The organism is Streptomyces sp. NPDC055243 (assembly GCF_044544025.1).
GTDB lineage: Bacteria > Actinomycetota > Actinomycetes > Streptomycetales > Streptomycetaceae > Streptomyces.
In genome coordinates this window covers 68,191-86,997 of record NZ_JBITWR010000011.1, presented here as the reverse complement: position 1 = coordinate 86,997, position 18,807 = coordinate 68,191, and the positions used below count along the sequence as shown (strand labels likewise).

Annotated in this window: 19 protein-coding genes and 1 pseudogene; 8 read left to right on the top strand and 12 right to left on the bottom strand. The window is 70.3% G+C overall.

All coding sequences use genetic code 11. The features are described from left to right. Positions 1 to 12: 12 nt before the first annotated feature. Together ACIGXX_RS29260 and ACIGXX_RS29255 are read left to right on the top strand one after the other, a co-directional pair. A complete protein-coding gene (locus ACIGXX_RS29260; RefSeq protein ID WP_351174109.1) occupies positions 13 to 336 on the top strand; it encodes a PLD nuclease N-terminal domain-containing protein in 324 nt (107 codons plus the stop codon). A gap of 24 nt (positions 337 to 360) precedes the next feature. Beyond that, a complete protein-coding gene (locus tag ACIGXX_RS29255; RefSeq protein ID WP_383820534.1) occupies positions 361 to 1,302 on the top strand; it encodes a LysR family transcriptional regulator in 942 nt (313 codons plus the stop codon). On the opposite strand, the gene ACIGXX_RS29250 is transcribed toward ACIGXX_RS29255, so the two are convergent. Then, the gene (locus ACIGXX_RS29250) at positions 1,217 to 2,134 is read right to left on the bottom strand and encodes a DMT family transporter (RefSeq protein ID WP_399980094.1); all 918 of its coding nucleotides are present in this window, start codon (positions 2,132 to 2,134) and stop codon (positions 1,217 to 1,219) included. The two genes, ACIGXX_RS29255 and ACIGXX_RS29250, sit on opposite strands and share 86 nt — an antisense overlap. 119 nt (positions 2,135 to 2,253) lie before the next feature. Between ACIGXX_RS29250 and ACIGXX_RS29245 the strand changes: the two genes are divergently transcribed. Beyond that, a complete protein-coding gene (locus ACIGXX_RS29245; RefSeq protein WP_351174103.1) occupies positions 2,254 to 2,712 on the top strand; it encodes a nucleoside deaminase in 459 nt (152 codons plus the stop codon). Between the two features lie 293 nt (positions 2,713 to 3,005). Then, positions 3,006 to 3,602 carry a phage tail protein gene (locus ACIGXX_RS29240; protein ID WP_399980090.1) on the top strand — a complete coding sequence of 199 codons (597 nt, stop codon included), beginning with the start codon at positions 3,006 to 3,008 and terminating at the stop codon, positions 3,600 to 3,602. Between the two features lie 69 nt (positions 3,603 to 3,671). Here ACIGXX_RS29240 and ACIGXX_RS29235 read toward each other — a convergent pair whose 3' ends face one another. From ACIGXX_RS29235 to ACIGXX_RS29225, 3 genes are all read right to left on the bottom strand, one after another. Beyond that, positions 3,672 to 4,331 (bottom strand): TetR family transcriptional regulator, encoded by a 660-nt coding sequence (locus tag ACIGXX_RS29235; RefSeq protein WP_351174097.1) that lies wholly within the window; start codon positions 4,329 to 4,331, stop codon positions 3,672 to 3,674. A 123-nt stretch (positions 4,332 to 4,454) separates the two neighbouring features. After that, complete coding sequence (locus ACIGXX_RS29230; RefSeq protein WP_399980087.1) at positions 4,455 to 5,738, bottom strand: peptide synthetase; 1,284 nt, start codon at positions 5,736 to 5,738, stop codon at positions 4,455 to 4,457. Between the two features lie 117 nt (positions 5,739 to 5,855). Further along, positions 5,856 to 6,575 carry a DUF3159 domain-containing protein gene (locus tag ACIGXX_RS29225; RefSeq protein WP_351174091.1) on the bottom strand — a complete coding sequence of 240 codons (720 nt, stop codon included), beginning with the start codon at positions 6,573 to 6,575 and terminating at the stop codon, positions 5,856 to 5,858. A 344-nt stretch (positions 6,576 to 6,919) separates the two neighbouring features. Here ACIGXX_RS29225 and ACIGXX_RS29220 point away from each other — a divergent pair, with 344 nt between their 5' ends. Together ACIGXX_RS29220 and ACIGXX_RS29215 are read left to right on the top strand one after the other, a co-directional pair. Beyond that, positions 6,920 to 8,818 carry a S9 family peptidase gene (locus ACIGXX_RS29220; RefSeq protein WP_399980084.1) on the top strand — a complete coding sequence of 633 codons (1,899 nt, stop codon included), beginning with the start codon at positions 6,920 to 6,922 and terminating at the stop codon, positions 8,816 to 8,818. A gap of 30 nt (positions 8,819 to 8,848) precedes the next feature. Further along, positions 8,849 to 9,502, top strand: coding sequence for a GPP34 family phosphoprotein (locus ACIGXX_RS29215; RefSeq protein WP_351174085.1), 654 nt, complete (start codon positions 8,849 to 8,851; stop codon positions 9,500 to 9,502). A 39-nt stretch (positions 9,503 to 9,541) separates the two neighbouring features. On the opposite strand, the gene ACIGXX_RS29210 is transcribed toward ACIGXX_RS29215, so the two are convergent. Then, on the bottom strand, positions 9,542 to 9,865 hold the full coding sequence (locus tag ACIGXX_RS29210; RefSeq protein ID WP_351174082.1) for a transcriptional regulator: 324 nt from the start codon (positions 9,863 to 9,865) through the stop codon (positions 9,542 to 9,544). Between the two features lie 165 nt (positions 9,866 to 10,030). Between ACIGXX_RS29210 and ACIGXX_RS29205 the strand changes: the two genes are divergently transcribed. Both ACIGXX_RS29205 and ACIGXX_RS29200 read left to right on the top strand, forming a co-directional pair. After that, the gene (locus tag ACIGXX_RS29205; protein WP_399980323.1) at positions 10,031 to 11,053 is read left to right on the top strand and encodes a zinc-binding alcohol dehydrogenase family protein; all 1,023 of its coding nucleotides are present in this window, start codon (positions 10,031 to 10,033) and stop codon (positions 11,051 to 11,053) included. Between the two features lie 33 nt (positions 11,054 to 11,086). Beyond that, positions 11,087 to 12,079 carry an isopenicillin N synthase family dioxygenase gene (locus ACIGXX_RS29200; protein WP_399980079.1) on the top strand — a complete coding sequence of 331 codons (993 nt, stop codon included), beginning with the start codon at positions 11,087 to 11,089 and terminating at the stop codon, positions 12,077 to 12,079. Here the strand turns inward: ACIGXX_RS29200 and ACIGXX_RS29195 are convergent, their stop codons facing one another. The 7 genes and pseudogenes from ACIGXX_RS29195 to ACIGXX_RS29165 all read right to left on the bottom strand — a co-directional run bounded on the left by ACIGXX_RS29195 (position 12,080) and on the right by ACIGXX_RS29165 (position 18,660). Continuing rightward, the gene (locus ACIGXX_RS29195) at positions 12,080 to 12,583 is read right to left on the bottom strand and encodes an SRPBCC domain-containing protein (protein WP_351174076.1); all 504 of its coding nucleotides are present in this window, start codon (positions 12,581 to 12,583) and stop codon (positions 12,080 to 12,082) included. It abuts the gene before it with no gap. A gap of 116 nt (positions 12,584 to 12,699) precedes the next feature. Then, positions 12,700 to 12,864, bottom strand: a pseudogene (locus ACIGXX_RS29190) (RNA polymerase sigma factor); the annotation flags it as partial. 141 nt (positions 12,865 to 13,005) lie between these two features. Continuing rightward, positions 13,006 to 14,115: a c-type cytochrome biogenesis protein CcsB gene (gene ccsB / locus ACIGXX_RS29185; protein WP_351173455.1), complete on the bottom strand. Its 1,110-nt coding sequence runs from the start codon at positions 14,113 to 14,115 to the stop codon at positions 13,006 to 13,008. Then, the gene (locus ACIGXX_RS29180; protein WP_351173452.1) at positions 14,112 to 15,962 is read right to left on the bottom strand and encodes a cytochrome c biogenesis protein ResB; all 1,851 of its coding nucleotides are present in this window, start codon (positions 15,960 to 15,962) and stop codon (positions 14,112 to 14,114) included. The genes ccsB and ACIGXX_RS29180 overlap by 4 nt, the downstream gene beginning before the upstream one ends. 3 nt (positions 15,963 to 15,965) lie before the next feature. Then, a complete protein-coding gene (locus tag ACIGXX_RS29175) occupies positions 15,966 to 16,730 on the bottom strand; it encodes a cytochrome c biogenesis protein CcdA (protein ID WP_351173467.1) in 765 nt (254 codons plus the stop codon). Between the two features lie 10 nt (positions 16,731 to 16,740). Continuing rightward, positions 16,741 to 17,370: a TlpA disulfide reductase family protein gene (locus ACIGXX_RS29170; RefSeq protein WP_361470904.1), complete on the bottom strand. Its 630-nt coding sequence runs from the start codon at positions 17,368 to 17,370 to the stop codon at positions 16,741 to 16,743. A gap of 66 nt (positions 17,371 to 17,436) precedes the next feature. Continuing rightward, complete coding sequence (locus tag ACIGXX_RS29165) at positions 17,437 to 18,660, bottom strand: hypothetical protein (RefSeq protein WP_399980073.1); 1,224 nt, start codon at positions 18,658 to 18,660, stop codon at positions 17,437 to 17,439. Positions 18,661 to 18,807 lie beyond the last annotated feature (147 nt).

The window sequence follows — 18,807 nt, the reverse complement described above, 5'->3', positions numbered from 1 at the left end:
AATCGCGCAAACATGCTCAGGTATCTGCCGTTCCTGCTGGTCCTGGCCGTGTGGATCTATGCCTTCATCGATGTCCTGAACACTCCGGAGAAGGAGATCAGGCATCTGCCGAAGGTGGTCTGGGTCATCATCGTGCTGCTCTTCGGCGAGGTTCTGCTCGGCCCGATCGCCTGGTTCGTCACGGGCAAGGTCCGCAAGACGCCCGCCACCGGGACCGGTCCGCGCGCCGGGCGCGGCGGACAGTGGGTGGCACCGGACGACAACCCCGAGTTCCTGAAGTCCCTCAGGGACGAGGACCCGGACGACAAGAAGCGGGACCGGGGCACGGAGAGCTAGGTCCTGGCGAACGGGAGTCCGATGATGGAACTGCGGCTGCTCGTCACCTTCGAAAAGGTCGCGTCCGTACTCAGCTTCACGCAGGCCGCGGCCGAGCTGAAGTACGCCCAGTCCAGCGTCACCAGCCAGATCCGCTCCCTGGAGTCCTCGCTCGGCACGGAACTCTTCGACCGGCTCGGCAGCCGCATCCGGCTCACGGAGGCGGGCGAGCGCCTGCTCCCCTACGCCCGGCAGATCATCGAGCTGACGGACGAGGCGCGGGCCGCGGTCGTCGACGCCGGGGAGCCTGCCGGGGCGATCGCGGTCGGCACGATGGAGTCGCTGACCTCCTACCGCCTGCCCCCGCTGCTGGAGCTCTTCCACCACCGCTACCCGAAGGTGCAGCTCTCCCTGCGCCCCACGCTGGGCGACGAGACCCGCCACGCGCTGCGGCAGGGGACGTACGACGTGGGATTCCTGATGGAGCGCGAGACCGAGCACGCGGGCCTGGAGTGCGAGGTACTCGCCGAGGAGCCGCTGGTCCTGGTCTGCGCGCCGACGCATCCGCTGGCCGGGCACGGGGGCGACTCGCTCGCCACGGGTGATCTGGCGGCGGTGCAGCTGGTCGGCACGGAGCCGGGCTGCCCCTACCGCGACCTCTTCGAGGAGGAGCTGCGGGTGCGCAACGGCGCTCCGCCGCCCTTCATGGAGTTCGGCACCATCGAGGCCACCAAGCGGGGAGTCGCCGGTGGCCTCGGTGTGGCGCTGCTGCCGCGGATGGCGGTGCGCGAGGAGCTGGCCTCGGGGGTGCTCGTCGCGCTGCCGTGGGAGCCGCCGTTCGTGCTGCACACGCAGCTGGCGTGGCGGTCGGGGAAGCGGCTGCCCGCGCATGTGCGGCTCTTCATCGAGCAGTCGGTACGGCTGGTGCGGGAGCAGGCAGCGGAGCCGGTGAACCAGCGACCGTACTGGGTGACTTGGCGCGGTTGACCTTCAGGCTGGCGAGGACGATGAGCGGTACGCCGAGCGCCTGGACCAGGCCGATGTGGTGCCCGTAGACGGCCCAGTCGGCGACCATCGCGACCGCCGGGTAGGTGAAGGCGAGTACGGCGATCTTGGCGGTGGGCAGCTTCGCGTACGCCGCGTACATCAGGACGTACATCAGACCGGTGTGGATGACGCCGAGTCCGACCAGCCAGGCCCAGCCCGTGCCCGTGCCGCTCATCGCGCCGAAGTCGGCGAAGGGCAGCAACAGCGGTATGCCGACGAGGACTTGGACCAGGGCGATGAGGTGCGGGCGTACGCCGGTGATGCGCTTGGTGACCAGCGTGGAGAGGCCGTAGAGCAGCGCGGCCAGGAGCGCGAGGCCGATGCCGGTGAGCGAGCCGAGGTCGCCGGGGCGCACTCCGGAGACCAGGACGAGTCCGGCGAACGCGATGCCCAGCCACATGAGTTGATGCTTCGTCAGCCGCTCGCGGAAGATGACCGCGCTGAGCAGCACGAGCAGGAACGGCTGGGTGTGGTAGACGACGGTGGCCAGGGAGATCGAGGTCGCCTCGTACGCCTTGAAGAGGAACACCCAGTTGAAGACGATGAACGCGCCGCCGAGCGCCGCGAGTCCGAGCTTCCTCGGGGTGAGGCCGTGGTCGCGGAAGTAGCCTCGGGCGAAGGCGTAGCCCCCGAGGGCAACGGTGCCGAAGAGCACCCGGAAGAACACGACGTTGAACGCCGACGCACCGGACTCGACGACGAAGATTCCGAGGGTGCCGGAGAGCACCATCGCGGCGGTCAGCTGGGCCGTGCCCTTGTTCTCTGAGGTCATGCCCATGAAGCTACGAGCGGACGTATGCGCTGGTCCACGAGCCAGTGGGGCGTCCTGCCGATGGGGTCATCGGCAGGGACGATGAGGCGTGACAGAGAGCGTGAAAGAGGGGTGTGCACATGGACCAGGCGCAGGCCCGCGCGTGGCTCGCGACCGCCGTCGACGAGGCCCGGCAGGGGCTCGCGGAGGGCGGCATCCCGATCGGCGCCGCGCTCTACGGCGCGGACGGGGCCCTGCTGGGGCGCGGGCGCAACCGCCGCGTCCAGGACGGCGATCCGTCGCTGCACGCGGAGACGTCGGCGTTCCGGGACGCGGGACGGCAGCGCACCTATCGCGGGACGACGATGGTCACGACCCTCGCGCCGTGCTGGTACTGCAGCGGTTTGGTGCGGCAGTTCGGGATCTCGCGGGTGGTCGTGGGCGAGGCGCGGACGTTCCTCGGCGGGCACGACTGGCTGGCGGAGCACGGCGTGGAGATCGTGATCCTCGACGATCCCGCGTGCGTGGCGATGATGGAGGACTTCATCGGGGCGCGGCCGGAGCTGTGGCACGAGGACATCGGGCTCGGCGACGGCTAGGGACAGGACGGCAGCCGCCCGACTCGACCGGGTGCGCTCCCGCAAGACGGGGCGCGCCGCGCGCCCGCCGTGGGCGTCCCGTTCCAGCGTTCCATCCGTGCTTCGTTTTACCTGGTCAGCGGAGGAAAGTGCGTCCCGGCTTCCCGTTCCGCCCGCTTCTTGTGGTGGCCGGGACCGGCCGGCTCGCAGACTCAAGCCGTCCACCACACGCAGCCGTTGACCGGTGCGCGCCAGGGAGATGAGCCCGGCCCGCCGTCGACGGCTCGAGCGCCGACAGCTCAGGGAGTCTGCCCATGACCCGTTCCACCATCAGCTCGCGCCGCCGCCTGGCCGGGGCGGCCACCGCCGCCCTGCTCTCTCTGGGGCTGCTGACCGCGTGCGGCTCCGAGTCCTCGGACACCGGCGCGTCGAGCGCCAGTCCGTCCCAGAAGGCCGGGTCGCGTGCCGGCTCGTCCGACAACCGCGCGAAGGGCCACACGAACCTGTCCTCCCCGGCCGAAGGCGGGGAGTCGAACTTCCAGCAGGGCGCCCCCCTCGCCAGCCGCACGTTCCAGTTGAACGTCGACGGCGGCACCGAGGCCCTCAGCAACGTCTCCGGACTGGAGATGCAGCAGAAGACGGAGCAGACCCCCTCCAACACGCTCATCCCCGGCGAGCAGAAGACGGGCACGATGACCGTGGTCCGCGGCGCCGAACAGTCCCAGCAGTTCACCGACCTGGTCAACGGCAACACCCGGCCCGAGACGGCGTCCGTCGACGTGCTGGACCACGCGGGCAACCCGATCAAGCAGTACACCATGCAAAAGCCCACGGTCATCAAGGTCGACAACCCCCCGACCGGCAACGCCCAGAGCGTCACGATCCAGTTCACGAGCCTGACGATCAGCTAGGGCCTCTCCCCCGGGACCACCCTGCCGACCCGCGGGGCCGAGCGATCACCGCGCGAACCCGCCGCCGGGTCATTGCGTGTCGGCCACCGGGTCCCCCACGGCTCCTCCCGTGGCCCTGCGGACGGCGCCTGCGATGCGTTCCGAGGCGTCGGCGAACTGCGCGGGGTCGGCGCCCTCCAGGAGAGCCGCGCCGATGTCCTCGTTGAGGACGCGGATGGCGGCGGAGGCCGCCGCGGCGTGCAGGCGCACCTCCAGGTCGTCGGCCGTGCGCCCGAGACGCTTCGCGACGATCCCGGCCATCTCGCGCTCCACCTGGTCACAGGCCATCAACCAGGCGGTGCGCAGGGCCGGTTCCGTGTCGGCGAGGCGGATCATGCGCATCGCGAGCCCGGTGTCGGCCAGCTCGACGGCGCTCGCCTCACGGCGGAACCGGCTCGCCTCCGCGCTGAAGCGCTCTTCGAGCGACTGGTGCGCGGGCCAGTCGCGCAGCGTGCGCATCTCCCATTCCACGCCCTGCGACACGATGGGTTCCGCGCAGCTCTCCTTGCTGCGGAAGTGGCGCCAGATGGTACGGGTCGACAGGCCCACCGCCTCGGCGATCTGATCACCGCTGGTGGCGTCCACGCCCTGCTCCCAGAACAGGCGGGACGCCTCCCGGGAGATCTCCAGACGCAGCCGGTGGCGCCGCTGCTCGCTCATGCCGTTCCCGCCACGCTTGGCCGTCGCCATGCCGGCCACCTCCGCTCGTTCCCTACCAGCACGTCAGTGTCGTAATGACATTAAGTGACGCGTGCCGTGCCCGGTGCCTGCACGGCGGGGCCGACGGCCCTGGGAGCGATGCCGCCCGTGCGCTCAGGCCCGGTCCGCGTCGTGCCGCGCGCTCGGGCCGTCCGCGTCGTCTCCGGGCCCGGCGCAGGCTTCGGCCAGCACGGCGGCGATGTCCCCGACGAGACCGGCGACGGGGTCGTGCGCGAGCTCGGTCATCCGCAGCCGCCCGCCGACGGTGACGACGCCGAGCACGTGCTCCCCCCGCAGCTGGGTGATCTGCGCCGGGCCCCACAGGGCGGCGAGCGTGCCCGCGCCCCGCCTCCGGGGCTGCGCCACCCCGAGGTTGGTGATCTGGATGTCGGCCGCGGTGGCGGCGGCCATCATCGCTTCGGCCTGCTCCCCGTTCTCGGGGGCGTACTGCGTGAGCTGCGCACCGGCGGCCTTGAGTGCCTGCCGGGCGCGCTGGCGGGTGAGCGAATCGCGGGTGCCTCGGGCGAGCTTCCAGAAGTCGTCGGCCTCGTGCGCCTCGCTCGAAGTCCGGGCCCCGGCAAAGCGGTTCACCACCTCGTCGGGCAGTCCGCAGGCCCGGCGCAGGTCGACGGGGGTCAGCACCCGTACGAACTCCCGCCCACGCCGGTGGAACACCACCGCGGCGGCGGCGCAGAGCGCGGCATGCACCGACGTGCCCTCCAGACGGCAGCGGCCGACGAGCCGGGCGGTCAGCTCCTGGTCCAGCGCCAGGGACTGGAGGTGCGGCAAGGCCCCCGAGAACGGGGCGAGTTCACCGGCGGCGCTCATGCGCGGATCGTCCGGCGGGGCGGTGGCGGCCGTGGTCGCGGCCGTGGTGTCCGGCGGCGTGACGACGCGGGCGAGGAGGTCCTCCTGCGCCTCGGGGACAGGGCCGGGCACCTGCTCCTCACCGTCCAGGACGGCCACCAGGTCCAGCAGTGCGCGCAGCCCGCCCACCCCGTCGGCGATCTGGTGGGCGAACGTGAGCACGATGCCGCTCCGCCCGCCCCACCTCAGCAGGGCGGCGCGGGCCGGCGGGCCCGGGGCCACGGGGATCGGCCGGGTCTGCTCGGCGGCCACGACCGCCTGCCAGGGCGTGCCGTCGGGCAGCGTCGTCACCGGGATCGGGCGGTCGGCCTGCCGGTAGACGGCCTCGGGCGCGGTGCGGTCCACCGTCACCGCGAGCAGCGGGTGGAGACGGCAGAGCTCGGCCAGCGCCGTGGCCAGCTCGGCCTCCGATATCGGCCGCTCGATCTCGGCGACCAGGGAGAACTGGATGGGGTTTCGGCGCATGTAGAAGTCGATGGTCCGCTCGAACGCGCCCAGCGGTCGTACGACGTCTCCTCGGCTCGCGGTCACTACGGCTTCCTCTCTCTACGGGGTGGCGGGGCGACCCGTGCGTCCGTGCGTACCGGGGCAGCCCGTGCGTGCGGGGAAAGCCGTACGTGCGGGGAAAGGCCCGTGCGTACCGGGAAGTCAGACGCGCTTGGCGGGCAGCAGGCCGAGGGCCGCGAGCCGCTTGTTCGAGCGCCGGGCGGCCCAGGCGACCACCAGGAGGGCCAGGGCGAGCAGCGGGAAGCCCATGGCGATCTTGGCGAAGCCCAGCGAACCGACCTGGTCGGTCGCGTAGAAGTACTGCTGGACGGCGAACCGGGCGCCGAAGACGGCGGCAAGGACCAGGGTGGCGATGTCGTAGTAGAGCCGCGAGCGCTTGTCCGCGCGCCAGACGTTGCCCTTGCCGGTGGCCGCGTTCCAGATCACGCCCGCCAGCGGCCACCGCACCAGGACGGAGAGGACGAAGAGGACGGCGCCTGCCAGGCTCGCCCAGATGCCGATGAGGAAGTAGTCCTTGGCGGAGCCGGTGAACCAGACGAGGCCCGCGGCGACCGCGACGCCGAACACACCGCCGATCGCGGGCTGCACCGACTCCTTGCGCATCAGCCGTTCCACGCCGATGCCGACCGCGACGGCCAGGGCGGCGATGACCGCCACCCGCAGTCCGCCCGCGCTGTTGGCGACGACGAAAGCCACCACGGGCAGCGCCGAGTAGACGATCCCCTTGGTGCCTCCGGCCTGGTCGAGGGCCGAAGGGCGCTGCCGGGGCGCTGTCTGTGCCGTCCGCTCTGCCTGCTCCGTCTGCTCCGTCCGCTCCGCCTGCGTGTCGGACTCTGTCTCCAGGAAGCTCTTGGCCTTCATGGCGGTCAGTTCTCCCGAGTTCGTCTGGGGGCGAGATGCGATGTCACCGTGTCACTAAGCGCTACTGTGTCATTAAGTGACACTCTTAGCCACCCCTCCCGCACCGTGACGTGGGTCACACAGCGGCGAATCCTCGGACACCCACCCTCCGGGCGGCGCCTCACACCCCTTCTGCTCCGGGCCATGGATCCCAATCACCGCAAGGGACCGACGGTCGGCGGTGATCGAAAGTTCACGAGCCACTTGCCGTGAGTGTCATTAAGTGACACTGTCACTAAGTGACAGATAGCCGATTGGCGTCGCCTTCTCACGGCACCGGACGCTGACCCCAGGAAGGGATCGACATGGCACAGCGGGAGACCATCTCCGTCGAGGAGTTCTTCGGGCCGCCGACTCGCGCGAAGGCGACCCTCTCGCCGGACGGCAGGGAAATGGCGTACCTGGCGCTGTGGAAGAACCGCATGAACGTCTGGATCGAGAGCGTCGACGCACCGGGGGACGCGCGGTGCGTGACCACCGAGGACCGCGGAGTGGTGAGCTACCACTGGACCCGTGACCCCCGATGGCTGCTCTACACCCGGGACCAGGGCGGCGACGAGAACCTGCACCTCTACCGCGTCGACCTGGAGACCCCGGACGCCCCCGCGGTCGACCTCACGCCCTACCCCGGGGTGCGGACCGTGGGCCTGGACCTGCCCGCCGGGCGGCCCGGCAAGGTGGTCACCCAGCTGAACCTGCGTGACCGGGCCGAGTTCGACCTCGTCGAACTGGACATCGCCACCGGCGACCTCACGACCCTCGCCCAGAGCCCCGGAAGCAATGTCGAGGGGTGGCTGTACAGCGAGCACGAGCTGTTCGCGGTGGCGACGACGGCCGAGGGCGACGTCGAGCTGTCCCGGTGGGACGGGGCGACGGGCGCGGCGACCCCCGTGGCGCGGTTCGAGGGCGGTGACGCCCCGTTGGGGATCTACCCCATGGAGGTCACACCGGACGGCGCCGGAGTGTGGCTGGGCTCCCACCGTGGGAGCGACCGCCTGCGCCTGGCCCGCCTCGACCTGGCCACCGGCAAGGAGGAAGAGGTCGACTCCCACCCGCAGTTCGACCTGGACACCCGCGCCCGGGTCTTTCCCGCCCTGCCCTCTCCCCTGATCCGCAGCCGGCGCGCGGGCGAGCTGCTCGGGGTGCGGTACCTCGGGGAGCGGCAGGTGATCCACGCACTGGACCCGCACTTCGCCGCCGTACTGGAGAACCTGGAGAAGCTGTCCGACGGCGACCTCGCCGGGCTGTCATCCGACGAGAGCGGACAGCGGTGGGTGGCCGGCTTCACCCACGACCGCGACCCCGGTGCCACCTTCCTCTACGACCACACGACGGGCGAGAGCCGCCTGCTCCACCGGGCGAAGCCGCACCTCGACCCCGATTCGCTCGCCCCGATGCGACCGGTGTCGATCACCTCCCGCGACGGTCTGACGCTGCCGTCGTACCTGACGCTGCCGGTCGGCATCGAGCCGTCCCGGCTGCCGCTGGTGCTGTTCGTCCACGGCGGCCCCTGGAGCCGGGACAGCTGGGGCCACCACCCCGCCGCGCAGCTCTTCGCCAACCGCGGCTGCGCGGTCCTTCAGATCAACTTCCGGGGCTCCACCGGCTACGGCAAGGCCTTCACCCGGGCCGGCATCGGGGAGTTCGCGGGCAAGATGCACGACGACCTCATCGACGGCGTGCGGTGGGCGGTCGAGCAGGGGTACGCCGACCCGGAGCGCGTGGCCATCATGGGCGGCTCGTACGGCGGTTACGCGTCACTGGTGGGTGTCACCTTCACCCCGGACGTCTTCGCCGCCGCCGTCGACGTCGTCGGTATCCCGGACCTGGCCAACTTCATGCGCAGCCAGCCCGACTTCGTCAAACCGATGCTCGCCTACAACTGGTTCACGTACGTCGGCGACCCGGCCGACCCGGAGCAGGAGGCCGACATGCTGGCCCGCTCCCCGATCAGCCGCGTCGACCAGATCCGCACACCGCTGATGGTGGTGCACGGCGCCAACGACGCCCGCGTCGTCCTCGCCGAGTCCGACCAGCTCGTCGAAGCCCTCCGCGCACGAGGCGTGCCCGTCCAGTACACGGTCATGAAGGACGAGGGCCACGCCATCGAGAACCCGGAGAACGTGATCGCCCTCTACACGGCGGCGGAACGCTTCCTGGCCGAACACCTCGGGTTCGAGGCCCACTTCGAGACCCGCATCTAGGCATCCAGACATCTCGACACGGGAGACGACATGACCCTGACGCTGCCGCAACGCCTCTACCTGCTCTGCTACACCGTGGACCAGGGCAAGTTCCAGCTCGACAACCTCCAGGGCCGCGGCCAGTTGCTGCGTGCCGGTGCCCTGACCGAGCTGGCGCGCGACGGGCTGCTCGACGCCACGGGAGGGAAGGTGGTCCGCGAGGCCGGCAAGGCGCCGGACGACACCTTCGTCGCCACGGTGTGGGCCGACCTGCCGGACAACAAGCCCAAGGGCTGGCTCCAGTTCGTGCACAACAAGGCGCACACCGCGGAGACGCCCGTCCGCGACCAGCTCGCCGCGCTGGGCGAGGTCACCGTCTCGCGCGGCAAGGTGCTGGGGCTCATCCCGGCCGACAAGGTCACCGTCGCCCGCCCGGAGGAGGTGCGCGCCCTCCAGAAGCGGGTGCGCGACACCGTGCTCGGCGGCGCCGACCCGGCGTCGATCCCGCTGGAGGAGCTGACCATGGCCGTGTTCGCGGCCGAGCTCGAGGTGACCTGCGTATGGAGCCGCGGAGACCGCCGCACCCACAAGCAGGCGCTCAAGGCGCTCGCCGCGCGCTTCGACGAGATCGTCCCCGGCCTGCGCAAGGCACTGCGCGACTCGTACCTGTCGAGCCGGGCGGTCGGTGGCGGCTGGAGCGCCTGAGCGCACGGCCGCCGACCGGCCCGACCGGCCCGACCGGCCCTAGCCGGGCCGCAGGACCAGCGCGAGCAGCCCCGGGAAGCGCGCGTCGAACTCCTCGCGGCGGAGGCGGTTGACCCGCCGCGGCCCCTCGTCACGCTGCTCGACGAGTCCCGCTCCCCGCAGCACCCCGAAGTGATGGCTCAGCGCCGCCTTGCCGACGGGGACGTCGAAGCTGCCGCAGGCGCGGGTCCAGTCCGGGGACGACGCCAACTCCCTTACCAGTTCCAGGCGTACGGGGTCCGCCAGCGCGGTGAGTGCGGTCAGCACGGGCACCTCGTCCGGATGGGCGTGCACCGGCGCCGCGCGGTGGTGATGGTTCGCCACAGGGTCACCCCTTCCCGTATGCCTCTTGCCGAGTGTTCGACGAAAACCATACACTCCCGAGTGTTCGCTTCCCATTGAACACTCGTCGAACGCTCGAAGGAGTGCCCAGCCATGTCCACCGAGTCCACCGAGTCCACCGCGTCCACGGTGTCTTCCCCGTCCACCATGCGCGCGATCCAGCTCCAGGAGTACGGCGGCCCCGAGGTCCTCAGGGTGGTCGACACGGGCATCCCCGAGCCGGGTCCCGGCCAGATCACCGTCGACGTCGCCTACACCGGCGTGAACTTCGCCGACCTGAAGGCGCGGGCCGAGGGCTACCGCGTGCCCGCGCTCCCCTACGTTCCGGGGCTCGAAGTCTCCGGGCACGTCCGGGCGCTGGGCGCGGGCGTGGAGGGGTTCGAGGTCGGCCAGGAGGTCGCCGCGCTCACCGCGGGCGGCGCGTACGCGGAGGTGGCTCTCGCCGACGCGACGACGGTGTTCGCCCTGCCGAGCGGCGTGGACCTGCGCACCGCCGCCACCCTGCCCACGGTCCTGCCCACCGCGCACGCGCTGCTCCACGAAGTGGGCCGGCTGAGCGCGGGCGAGACGGTCCTCGTGCAGGGCGCGGCGGGCGGAATCGGCACGGTGGTCGGCCAGTTGGCGAAGGCGGGCGGCGCGGGCGCGGTGTACGGCGTCGTGTCGAGCGAGGCCAAGGCGAAGTACGCGCTGGAGCACGGGTACGACGAGGTGTTCGTCGGGGGCTTCGGAGATCTCGGAGGCTCCGGGGGCTCCGGGGAGTCCAGGCAGGGCTTCGTCGCGCAGGTCCGCGCCGCCACCGGCGGACGCGGGGTGGACCTCGCCCTCGACCCGGTCGGCGGCGACACCTTCCGCGGCGGGCTCGCCGCGCTCGCCGTCTTCGGGCGGCTCGTCTCCTTCGGCAACGCGAGCTCGGCGGAGCCGTGGCGGGTGGGCCAGCCGGAGCTGTACGGAACGGCGCTCGGCGTCTCCGGCTTCTCGATCCTCTCCCTCGCCAAGTCGGCGCCGCAGGCCCTGCGCGAGGTCGCCGCACGGGCCTTCGCGAAGGTGGCCGACGGGACGGTGGAGCTGCCGGTGACGGCGGAGTTCCCGCTGGCGGACGCGGCCGGGGCGCACCGCCTGATGGGGGCGCGCACGAGCACGGGGAAGCTGCTGCTGCGGGTGGCGGGCTGACTCCGCGCCTCGTCCGGGAGGACAGTGGAGACCATGACGACCTCCACCGGAGAACCCGCCGGGGGCGAGCCCCGCATCCCCACCATCGACCTGCAGCCGTGGCTCACGGGAGACCCGGCCGCCCGTGCCGCCGTCGCGCGGACCGTCGACCGCGCGCTCCGGACGGCCGGGTTCCTGCTGGTGACCGGCCACGGCGTGGACCCGTCGCTGCGCACGCGCATCCGGGCCGCCGCCCGCGAGTTCTTCGTACTCCCTACGTCGGTCAAGGAGAGGTACGCGGCGAGGGTGGGTGGCCGCGGCTGGCTCGGCCCGGGGGCCGAGGCCAACGGCTACGCGGAGGGGACCGAGACCCCGCCCGACCTGAAGGAGTCCCTGACCTTCGCGACCGAGCGCCCCTTCGACGACCCGGCCGTCAACGCCGAGTGGTACGAACCGAACGTGTGGCCCGCGGAGGCGGCCGGGCTGCGGGCTCTGTGCACGGCGTACCTCGCGCGGATGGAGGAGCTCACCAACCGGCTCCTGTGCCTGCTCGGCGACGCGCTCGGCGAGCGGCCCGACTTCTTCACGCGGCACATGAGCCACCCGACGTACGGCTTCAACATCAACTGGTATCCGGGCACGGAGGTCGTCGGGGAGCCGCGGCCCGGCCAGTTCCGCATCGGCCCGCACACCGACTTCGGCACGGTCACCGTGCTCGACCGGCAGGCGGGCAGGGGCGGGCTCCAGGTCTTCACCGACGAGGGCGGCTGGCAGGACGCGCCGTACGACCCGGACGCCTTCACCATCAACATCGGGGACCTGATGGCCCGTTGGACGGGCGACCGATGGCGCTCGGGCCGCCACCGCGTCCTGCCGCCCCCGCCCGACGCACCGGCCGAGGAGCTGATGTCCCTGGTCTACTTCGGCGAGTGCACGCCCGGCACGCTCGTGGAGTCGGTGCCCGCGCCGGTGGGGCGGGTGGCGTACGAGCCGGTGGACTCGCACACGTATCTGCGGGCGAAGCTGGACTCGATCACGGTGAACTGATCAGGACTTCTCGTACGACTCGCGCAGCTTGCGCCACGGCTCCAGGCTCCACGTCGACCAGTCCTTCGGCCGCCCGTCGAGCGCGTCGACGAGGAACTCGAAGTGGTTGTGCCAGCCGGCGAGGCAGTCCAGGCGCAGTTCGTCGTCGCCGTCGAACTCGTTGGTGAAGCGCAGGGTCGTACCGGCCTTCCCGTCGGCCGCCTCCAGATGGAAGCGGCACCGCCCGTGCAGGTCGATCGTGTACTCGGCGACCCGCTCCGGGTCCCACGCGGTGACGCGCCCGGAGTGGGTGGCCGACTCGCCCCCGTTGAGCCAGCGCAGCACGACCGCGCCGCCGAGCCGCGGCTCCAACACGTCGGCGGCGGCCAGCCACCCCGGAAGCCCCTCCGGGGTGGCCACCGCGGCCCAGACCTCTTCCACAGGGTGGGGAAGGCGGAGCTCGTAATGGAGGTGCTGGGTGGAGCCTTCAGTCCTGCTCGTGCCCTGCCCGATCATCGCCGTCATGGCCCAAGCCTCGCCCGGTACGCCCCGTTCCGCACTCCCGGCGACTGCTTACGGGCGCTGACCGGCCCTGTCGAAGATCAGCTCCTGGCGCTGTCCGTCGTTTTCACGGGCGATCGCGACCCCCGAAGCCGCCAGGCCTCCAGGAAGGTGAGCGGCACCATGTCCTCCGCCGCCGACCAGTCCCCCGTCAGCCGGTAGGCGTGGTTGTAGACGGAGCGCGCGTACGCGTCGAAGAGCTCACCGAAGGCGTCGTCGTCCCCGTCCCTGATGCGGACGCGCAAGGCCCTCTGGTGCGCCTGAAGTTCCCCATGATTCGTCTCCACGCCCTCTTACCTGTCCGCACGGCAAAGGCCGGTTCTCATGACCTGGGTCACGGGAACCGGCCTTCGGGAGTCAAGGGCGGTAAGGGCGGTAAGGGCTGTTCAGACTCCGGCGTACGAGTGCTTGCCGGTGACGAAGATGTTCACGCCGTAGTAGTTGAACAGCCAGCAGCCGAAGGCGATCAGGGCCAGGTAGGCGGCCTTGCGGCCCTTCCAGCCCGCGGTCGCGCGTGCGTGCAGGTAGCAGGCGTAGGCGACCCAGGTGATGAAGGACCAGACCTCCTTGGGGTCCCAGCCCCAGTAGCGGCCCCACGCGTCGCCCGCCCAGATCGCGCCCGCGATGATCGTGAACGTCCACAGCGGGAAGACCGCGGCGTTCACGCGGTACGAGAACTTGTCGAGCGTGGCCGCGGCCGGGAGGCGCTCCAGGACGGAGGTCGCGAAGCGGCCGGGCTGCCCGCCGGAGGCCAGCTTGCTCTCGTAGGAGTCGCGGAAGAGATACAGGATCGTCGAGACCGCGCCCACGTAGAAGACGGCACCGCAGAAGATCGCGGTGGAGACGTGGATCCACAACCAGTACGAGTGAAGGGCGGGAACCAACTGGTCGCTGGCGGTGTACAAGACAGTGACGGCGAGACCGAGATCGAGGAGGACCGTGGTGATCAGCGGAAGCCCGAGCCAGCCGACGTTCTTCTTCAGCGCCAGGAGCACGAGGTACACACCGACGGCCATCGTGGAGAACGTCAGGTTGAACTCGTACATGTTGCCCCACGGCGCCCGCTGCACGGACAGCGCGCGGGTGAGCACGCCACCGAACTCCACGAGGAACGCGAGCACGGTGAGGGACACGGCGATACGGCCGTAGAGGTCCCCCTTCTCGTCACCGGCCGACGCACCGGGACCGTCCGGCACGTCGCGCGTGCCGGTGACGGAGCGGGTGACGACCTTGGGCGCCGTCTTCGGCCGGTCGAGGACGGCGGTGCCGCCCTCGGCCTTGACGGTGACGGCGGGCGCCTTGGCGGTGACGGCCGCGCTCTGCGCGGTCAGCGCGGCGGCCGTGCGGCCCACCTTGCTGCGGCTGCCGAAGATCCACTCTGCCATGTGCGCGAAGAAGGCAAGGAGATAGACGGCCATCGCGGAGTAGACCAGCACATTGCTGATGCTCGCGAGGTTCTCGTTCGGTTCGGCGGCGAGGGTGGTGGCGAGATTCACTTCTCAGCCCCTTCGGCAGGAACAACTTGGGGGGTGGAGTCGGCATGCGCGGCATCGACGTGATCGGCATGGTCGGCATGGTCTGGATCGGGCGCGCTCGGCGCCTTCTCATGGAGGTGCGCCGCGAGGTCGCCCAGCTCCTCGGGCAGCTTGGCGGACTCGCTGCGGCCGAGCCCGGCCATCTCGACGACGGTGACGCCGTCGGCGCCCCGGACGGCCCGCACCCACACGCGGCGGCGCTGGATGAACAGCGATCCGGCGAGGCCGACGATCGCGGAGATCGCCCCGACGAGCGCCCACATGCTGCCGGGCTGCTGGGAGATCTGGAAGGTCGCCCAGCGCTTGATGTCCTTCTCGAAGGTGATCGAGCCGGCGCCGCCCGGCAGCTTCATCGTCTCGCCGGGCACCATCCGCTTCTTCAGGAGCTCGCCCTTGGCGTCCTTGAACTTGGTCATCTTGCTGGTGTCCAGCTGGTACACGTTCTGCGGCAGACCGGAGTCCACGCCGAGGCTTCCGTGGTACGCGGAGAGCGCGAGGACGGGATAGTCGAGCGCGGGGAACTGGGAGAACATGTTGCCCTGGCCCGAGCCGGCGAACGTCGGCACGAAGAAGGCGTTGAAGCCGAGCTGTTCCTTCTTGCCGTTCTTGTCGCGGTAGCCGTCCAGGACCTTGATGGCTCCGGTGGCCGTGCCGTTGGAGTCGATCGGCAGCAGCGGGACGGACTGGGTGCTGACGACCTTGCCCTTTCCGTCGCGCACGGTGACGGTCGGCGCGTAGCCCTGGCCGATGAGGTAGACCTTCGAGCCGTCGACCTCGAGCGGCTTGTTGACCTCGATGGCCTTCTTCTTCTCGGGCCCGTCGACGCCCTCGCTGTAGGTGACGTTCGCCCGGTAGGTGCGGGCGGTGCCCTTCTCGGGGCCCTTCCTCTCGAACGACGACTCGAAGCTGTCCAGCTTGAAGCTGAACGGCGCCAGGTCGTCGGTGTTGAAGAGGTTGCCGGACTTGAAGTTGTCGTACTGGGTGAGGGTGTTGGAGAAGCCGTCCCCCTGGACGACGAGCTTGCCGCCCTCGGACTTGAACAGGGCCCCGACGGCGAAGGCCACCAGGAGCACGATCAGCGAGATGTGGAAGAAGAGGTTGCCCGCCTCACGCAGGTAGCCCTTCTCCGCGGCGACGGACGCCCCCGCGCCGCCCTTGCCGGCCGTGAGGTCCGCGCGGAAGCGGCGTTCCTTGAGCAGGCCGAGCGCGGCGTCGTGGACCTGCTCGGGCTCGGCCTCGGTGCGCCAGGTGGTGTACGCGGGCAGCCGGTCGAACCGCTTGGGCGCGCCCGGCGGGCGGCCGCGCAGCTGGCCGACGAACTGCCACGTGCGGGGCACGATGCAGCCGATGAGGGAGACGAAAAGCAGGATGTAGATCGCCGAGAACCACACGGAGCTGTAGACGTCGAACAGCTGGAACTTCTCGTAGATCGGCGCGAGCGTGGTGTGCGCGGCCTTGAAGTCCTGGACCTTCAGCTCGTCGATGCTGGTCTGCGGGATCAGCGAGCCCGGGATCGCGCCGAGCGAGAGCAGGAGCAGCAGGAGCAGCGCGACCCGCATCGAGGTCAGCTGCCGCCACATCCACCGCGTCCAGCCGACGGCTTCACGGCTGGTCCAGGTGAGCCATCCGGCGACCCCGGGGGCGCGCTTGCCGCCGAAGGACCCGGGCATCGCCCGGTCCAGGGGGGCGGTGGACAGCTGGGCACCCGCGGCGCCCAGATCCTGCTCGCCCTGGCCCGCACCGCCCTGGCCGGCACTGCTCCGGCCCGGGTCGTTGCTCTGCTCTTCAGGGGCTTGGGTCTTGCTCATGGATCAGATCCCCACCGTGTAGCCATTGGACCAGACCTGCATCTCCTGCACGATGCTGTCCCAGACGCCGGTGACGAGGAGCAGTCCGGTCGCGATCATCATGATGCCGCCGATGCGCATCACCCAGACGTAATGCTTCTTGACCCAGCCGAACGCGCCGAGCGCCTTGCGGAAGGCGATGGCCGCGAGGATGAACGGCAGCCCGAGTCCCACGCAGTACGCGACGCTCAGTATGGCCCCACGCCCCGCGCTCCCCTGGTCGAGGGCCAGGGAGTTGACGGACGTGAGCGTGGGCCCCACGCAGGGCGCCCAGCCGACGGCGAACAGCGCGCCGAGCACGGGTGCCCCCGCGAGCCCGGCGGCGGGCTTCTTGTGGAAGCGGAACTCCCGCTGGGACAGCCAGGGCATGAGCCCCATGAAGAAGATGCCGAGGGCGATCATCAGCACGCCGAGCACCTTGGTGATGACGTCCTGGTATTCCTGCAGGTTCTGCCCGACATAGCCGAACAGGGCGCCGGTGGAGACGAAGACCGCGGTGAAGCCGAGCACGAAGAGCCCGGCCCCCGCGGCCATCCGCCCCCGCTTGGCCTCCGCCAGATCGGTGCCGCCGACCCCCGTGACGTACGACAGATATCCCGGCACGAGCGGCAGGACGCACGGGGAGAAGAAGGAGACGAGACCGCCCAGGACCGCTACGGGCAGCGCCAGGAGGAGCGCCCCGTTCATGACGGTCTGGTTCGCTTCGCCGACGGCGGCGAGGGTGGACATCACGGGGAGATCACTTCTCCGCGATCAGCGGGTCGATCATCTTGCGCAGCTTCTCTTCGTTGAGCGCCTGCTGCGAGCGGGCCGCGATCTTTCCCTGCCGGTCGAGGATGATCGTGGAGGGGATGAACTTCGGGTTCATCGTGCCCTTGGGGAAGCGCAACATCAGCTTGCCCATCGGATCGTGCAGGCTCGGGTAGGAGATCTTCCACTCCTTCTCGAACGCGAGCGCCGGGTCCTTCTGCGGGTCGCGGGTGTTGATCCCGATGAACTGCACGCCCTTGTCCGCGGTGTCCTTCGAGACCTTCGCGAAGTTCGGCGCCTCGGCCCGGCAGGGCGAACACCAGGAGCCCCAGACGTTCAGGACGACGACCTTGCCCTTGTAGTCGTCCACGTCGAGGTGCTTGCCGGTGAGGGTCTCCCCCTCCAGCTTCGGCCCGTCCTGCCGCTCGCCCTTGTCGGCGGTGGCGATGCCGTCGGAGCCGGTGACGAAGTTGGTGTTCCCGGAGCCTCCGGACGTGCCACCGGAGCTGCACGCCGACAGGGTCAGCGCGGCGACCGCGGCCCCAGCGCCCAGAAGGACGGCGCGGCTGCGGCTACGGCTGCGGTTCGTGCGGTGGGGGGCGCGGCAGGCGGCACTCATGTGAAAAGTTTCGCATGTCTGTTTCGGGGATCTTCCGCACCCCCCGGGGTTGCGGAAAGTCCCATTTCAGACGGCCTTCCCGAGTGCCTTCCAGCCGCCGGTGGGCTCCGTGCCGACCTCAAGGCCCTGCAGGTCGGCGAGGACCTTGGGGTCCTGGACGTCGAGCCAGTCGACGAACTGCCGGAAGGAGACGAGACGTACGTCCTTTTTGCCCGCGATGTGCTTCAGGGCTTCCTCGACGGCGTCCATGTAGATGCCGCCGTTCCACTCCTCGAAGTGGTTGCCGATGAAGAACGGCGCGCGGTTGGTCTCGTAGGCCCGCTTGAATCCGGCGATGTAGGACTCGGTGGCCTGCTTGCGCCAGCCCGGATAGTTGGCCGGCGGGGCCTTCGTGGAGTTCTGCGACTGGTTGGCCAGGATGTTGTAGTCCATGGACAGGACCTCGAAGGAGTGCCCGGGGAACGGCATCGCCTGGAGCGGCAGGTCCCAGACGCCCATCTTCTTCTGGGGCCAGCGCTGACGGCCGCCGGGCGACGAGGCGTCGTAGCGCCAGCCGAGCTTCTTCGCCGTCGGCAGCAGATTCTCCTGGCCCAGGAGACAGGGCGTACGGCCGCCGACGAGTTCCTTGTCGTAGTCGAAGGGCAGCGACGGGAGATCGGTCCAGCCGGTATTCGTGCGCCATTCCTTGACGAACGACATGGCCTGGTCGATTTCGCTCTGCCATTGCGCCGGCGTCCAGTTGGCGACCGTGCCGCTGCCCGCGCAGAAGTGCCCGTTGAAGTGCGTGCCGATCTCATGGCCTTCGAGCCAGGCCTGGCGGACGTACTTCAGCGTCTCCTTGATGTGACCGTCGGTGAGATAACCGATGTCGGACGCGCCGACCCCGTTGTTCGGCGGCTTGTAGAGCCGCTTCTTGGATTCGGGAAGGAGATAGAGCCCGGAGAGGAAGAACGTCATCTTCGCGTCGTGGTCCTCGGCCAGCTTCAGGAAACGCGGGAAGAGGCCGTTGCCGACCTCGCCCGCACCGTCCCAGGAGAAGATCACGAACTGCGGGGGCGTCTCACCCGGCTCCAGGGGCACGGGCTTGCCCGGCTGATGCGGCTGCTTTCCCGTGTACGAGGACGAACCGTCGCCGATCGGCTTCGCCGGGTGCTTCTCGCCGCCCTTGCCGCCGTTGGCGGCGGGACCGGCCGAATGACTGCCGCCGCCCGTGCCGCAGCCCGCGAGTCCCAAAGCGGCCGCGGTCCCGACGCCGAGGCCGAGCATTCCCCTGCGACTGATGTCGCGCATTCCATCCCCATTCGTCGCGCCCTGCGTCCATGCACGATGGACGCCCCGTTAGAGGGCGCGACGAACTATGGGGTTCCGGCAACAAGCACATATTTAGTGCCTTTTACCAAGAACGGACATACAGTTGCCGGTCAATTACCCGCCGTC

Coding starts and splice junctions, on each gene's coding strand:
- ACIGXX_RS29260 (WP_351174109.1), top strand. CDS start 13: ATGCTCAGGTATCTGCCGTTCCTGCTGGTCCTGGCCGTGTGGATCTAT.
- ACIGXX_RS29255 (WP_383820534.1), top strand. CDS start 361: ATGGAACTGCGGCTGCTCGTCACCTTCGAAAAGGTCGCGTCCGTACTC.
- ACIGXX_RS29250 (WP_399980094.1), bottom strand. CDS start 2,134: ATGACCTCAGAGAACAAGGGCACGGCCCAGCTGACCGCCGCGATGGTG.
- ACIGXX_RS29245 (WP_351174103.1), top strand. CDS start 2,254: ATGGACCAGGCGCAGGCCCGCGCGTGGCTCGCGACCGCCGTCGACGAG.
- ACIGXX_RS29240 (WP_399980090.1), top strand. CDS start 3,006: ATGACCCGTTCCACCATCAGCTCGCGCCGCCGCCTGGCCGGGGCGGCC.
- ACIGXX_RS29235 (WP_351174097.1), bottom strand. CDS start 4,331: ATGGCGACGGCCAAGCGTGGCGGGAACGGCATGAGCGAGCAGCGGCGC.
- ACIGXX_RS29225 (WP_351174091.1), bottom strand. CDS start 6,575: ATGAAGGCCAAGAGCTTCCTGGAGACAGAGTCCGACACGCAGGCGGAG.
- ACIGXX_RS29220 (WP_399980084.1), top strand. CDS start 6,920: ATGGCACAGCGGGAGACCATCTCCGTCGAGGAGTTCTTCGGGCCGCCG.
- ACIGXX_RS29215 (WP_351174085.1), top strand. CDS start 8,849: ATGACCCTGACGCTGCCGCAACGCCTCTACCTGCTCTGCTACACCGTG.
- ACIGXX_RS29205 (WP_399980323.1), top strand. CDS start 10,031: ATGCGCGCGATCCAGCTCCAGGAGTACGGCGGCCCCGAGGTCCTCAGG.
- ACIGXX_RS29200 (WP_399980079.1), top strand. CDS start 11,087: ATGACGACCTCCACCGGAGAACCCGCCGGGGGCGAGCCCCGCATCCCC.
- ACIGXX_RS29195 (WP_351174076.1), bottom strand. CDS start 12,583: ATGACGGCGATGATCGGGCAGGGCACGAGCAGGACTGAAGGCTCCACC.
- ACIGXX_RS29180 (WP_351173452.1), bottom strand. CDS start 15,962: ATGAGCAAGACCCAAGCCCCTGAAGAGCAGAGCAACGACCCGGGCCGG.
- ACIGXX_RS29175 (WP_351173467.1), bottom strand. CDS start 16,730: ATGTCCACCCTCGCCGCCGTCGGCGAAGCGAACCAGACCGTCATGAAC.
- ACIGXX_RS29170 (WP_361470904.1), bottom strand. CDS start 17,370: ATGAGTGCCGCCTGCCGCGCCCCCCACCGCACGAACCGCAGCCGTAGC.
- ACIGXX_RS29165 (WP_399980073.1), bottom strand. CDS start 18,660: ATGCGCGACATCAGTCGCAGGGGAATGCTCGGCCTCGGCGTCGGGACC.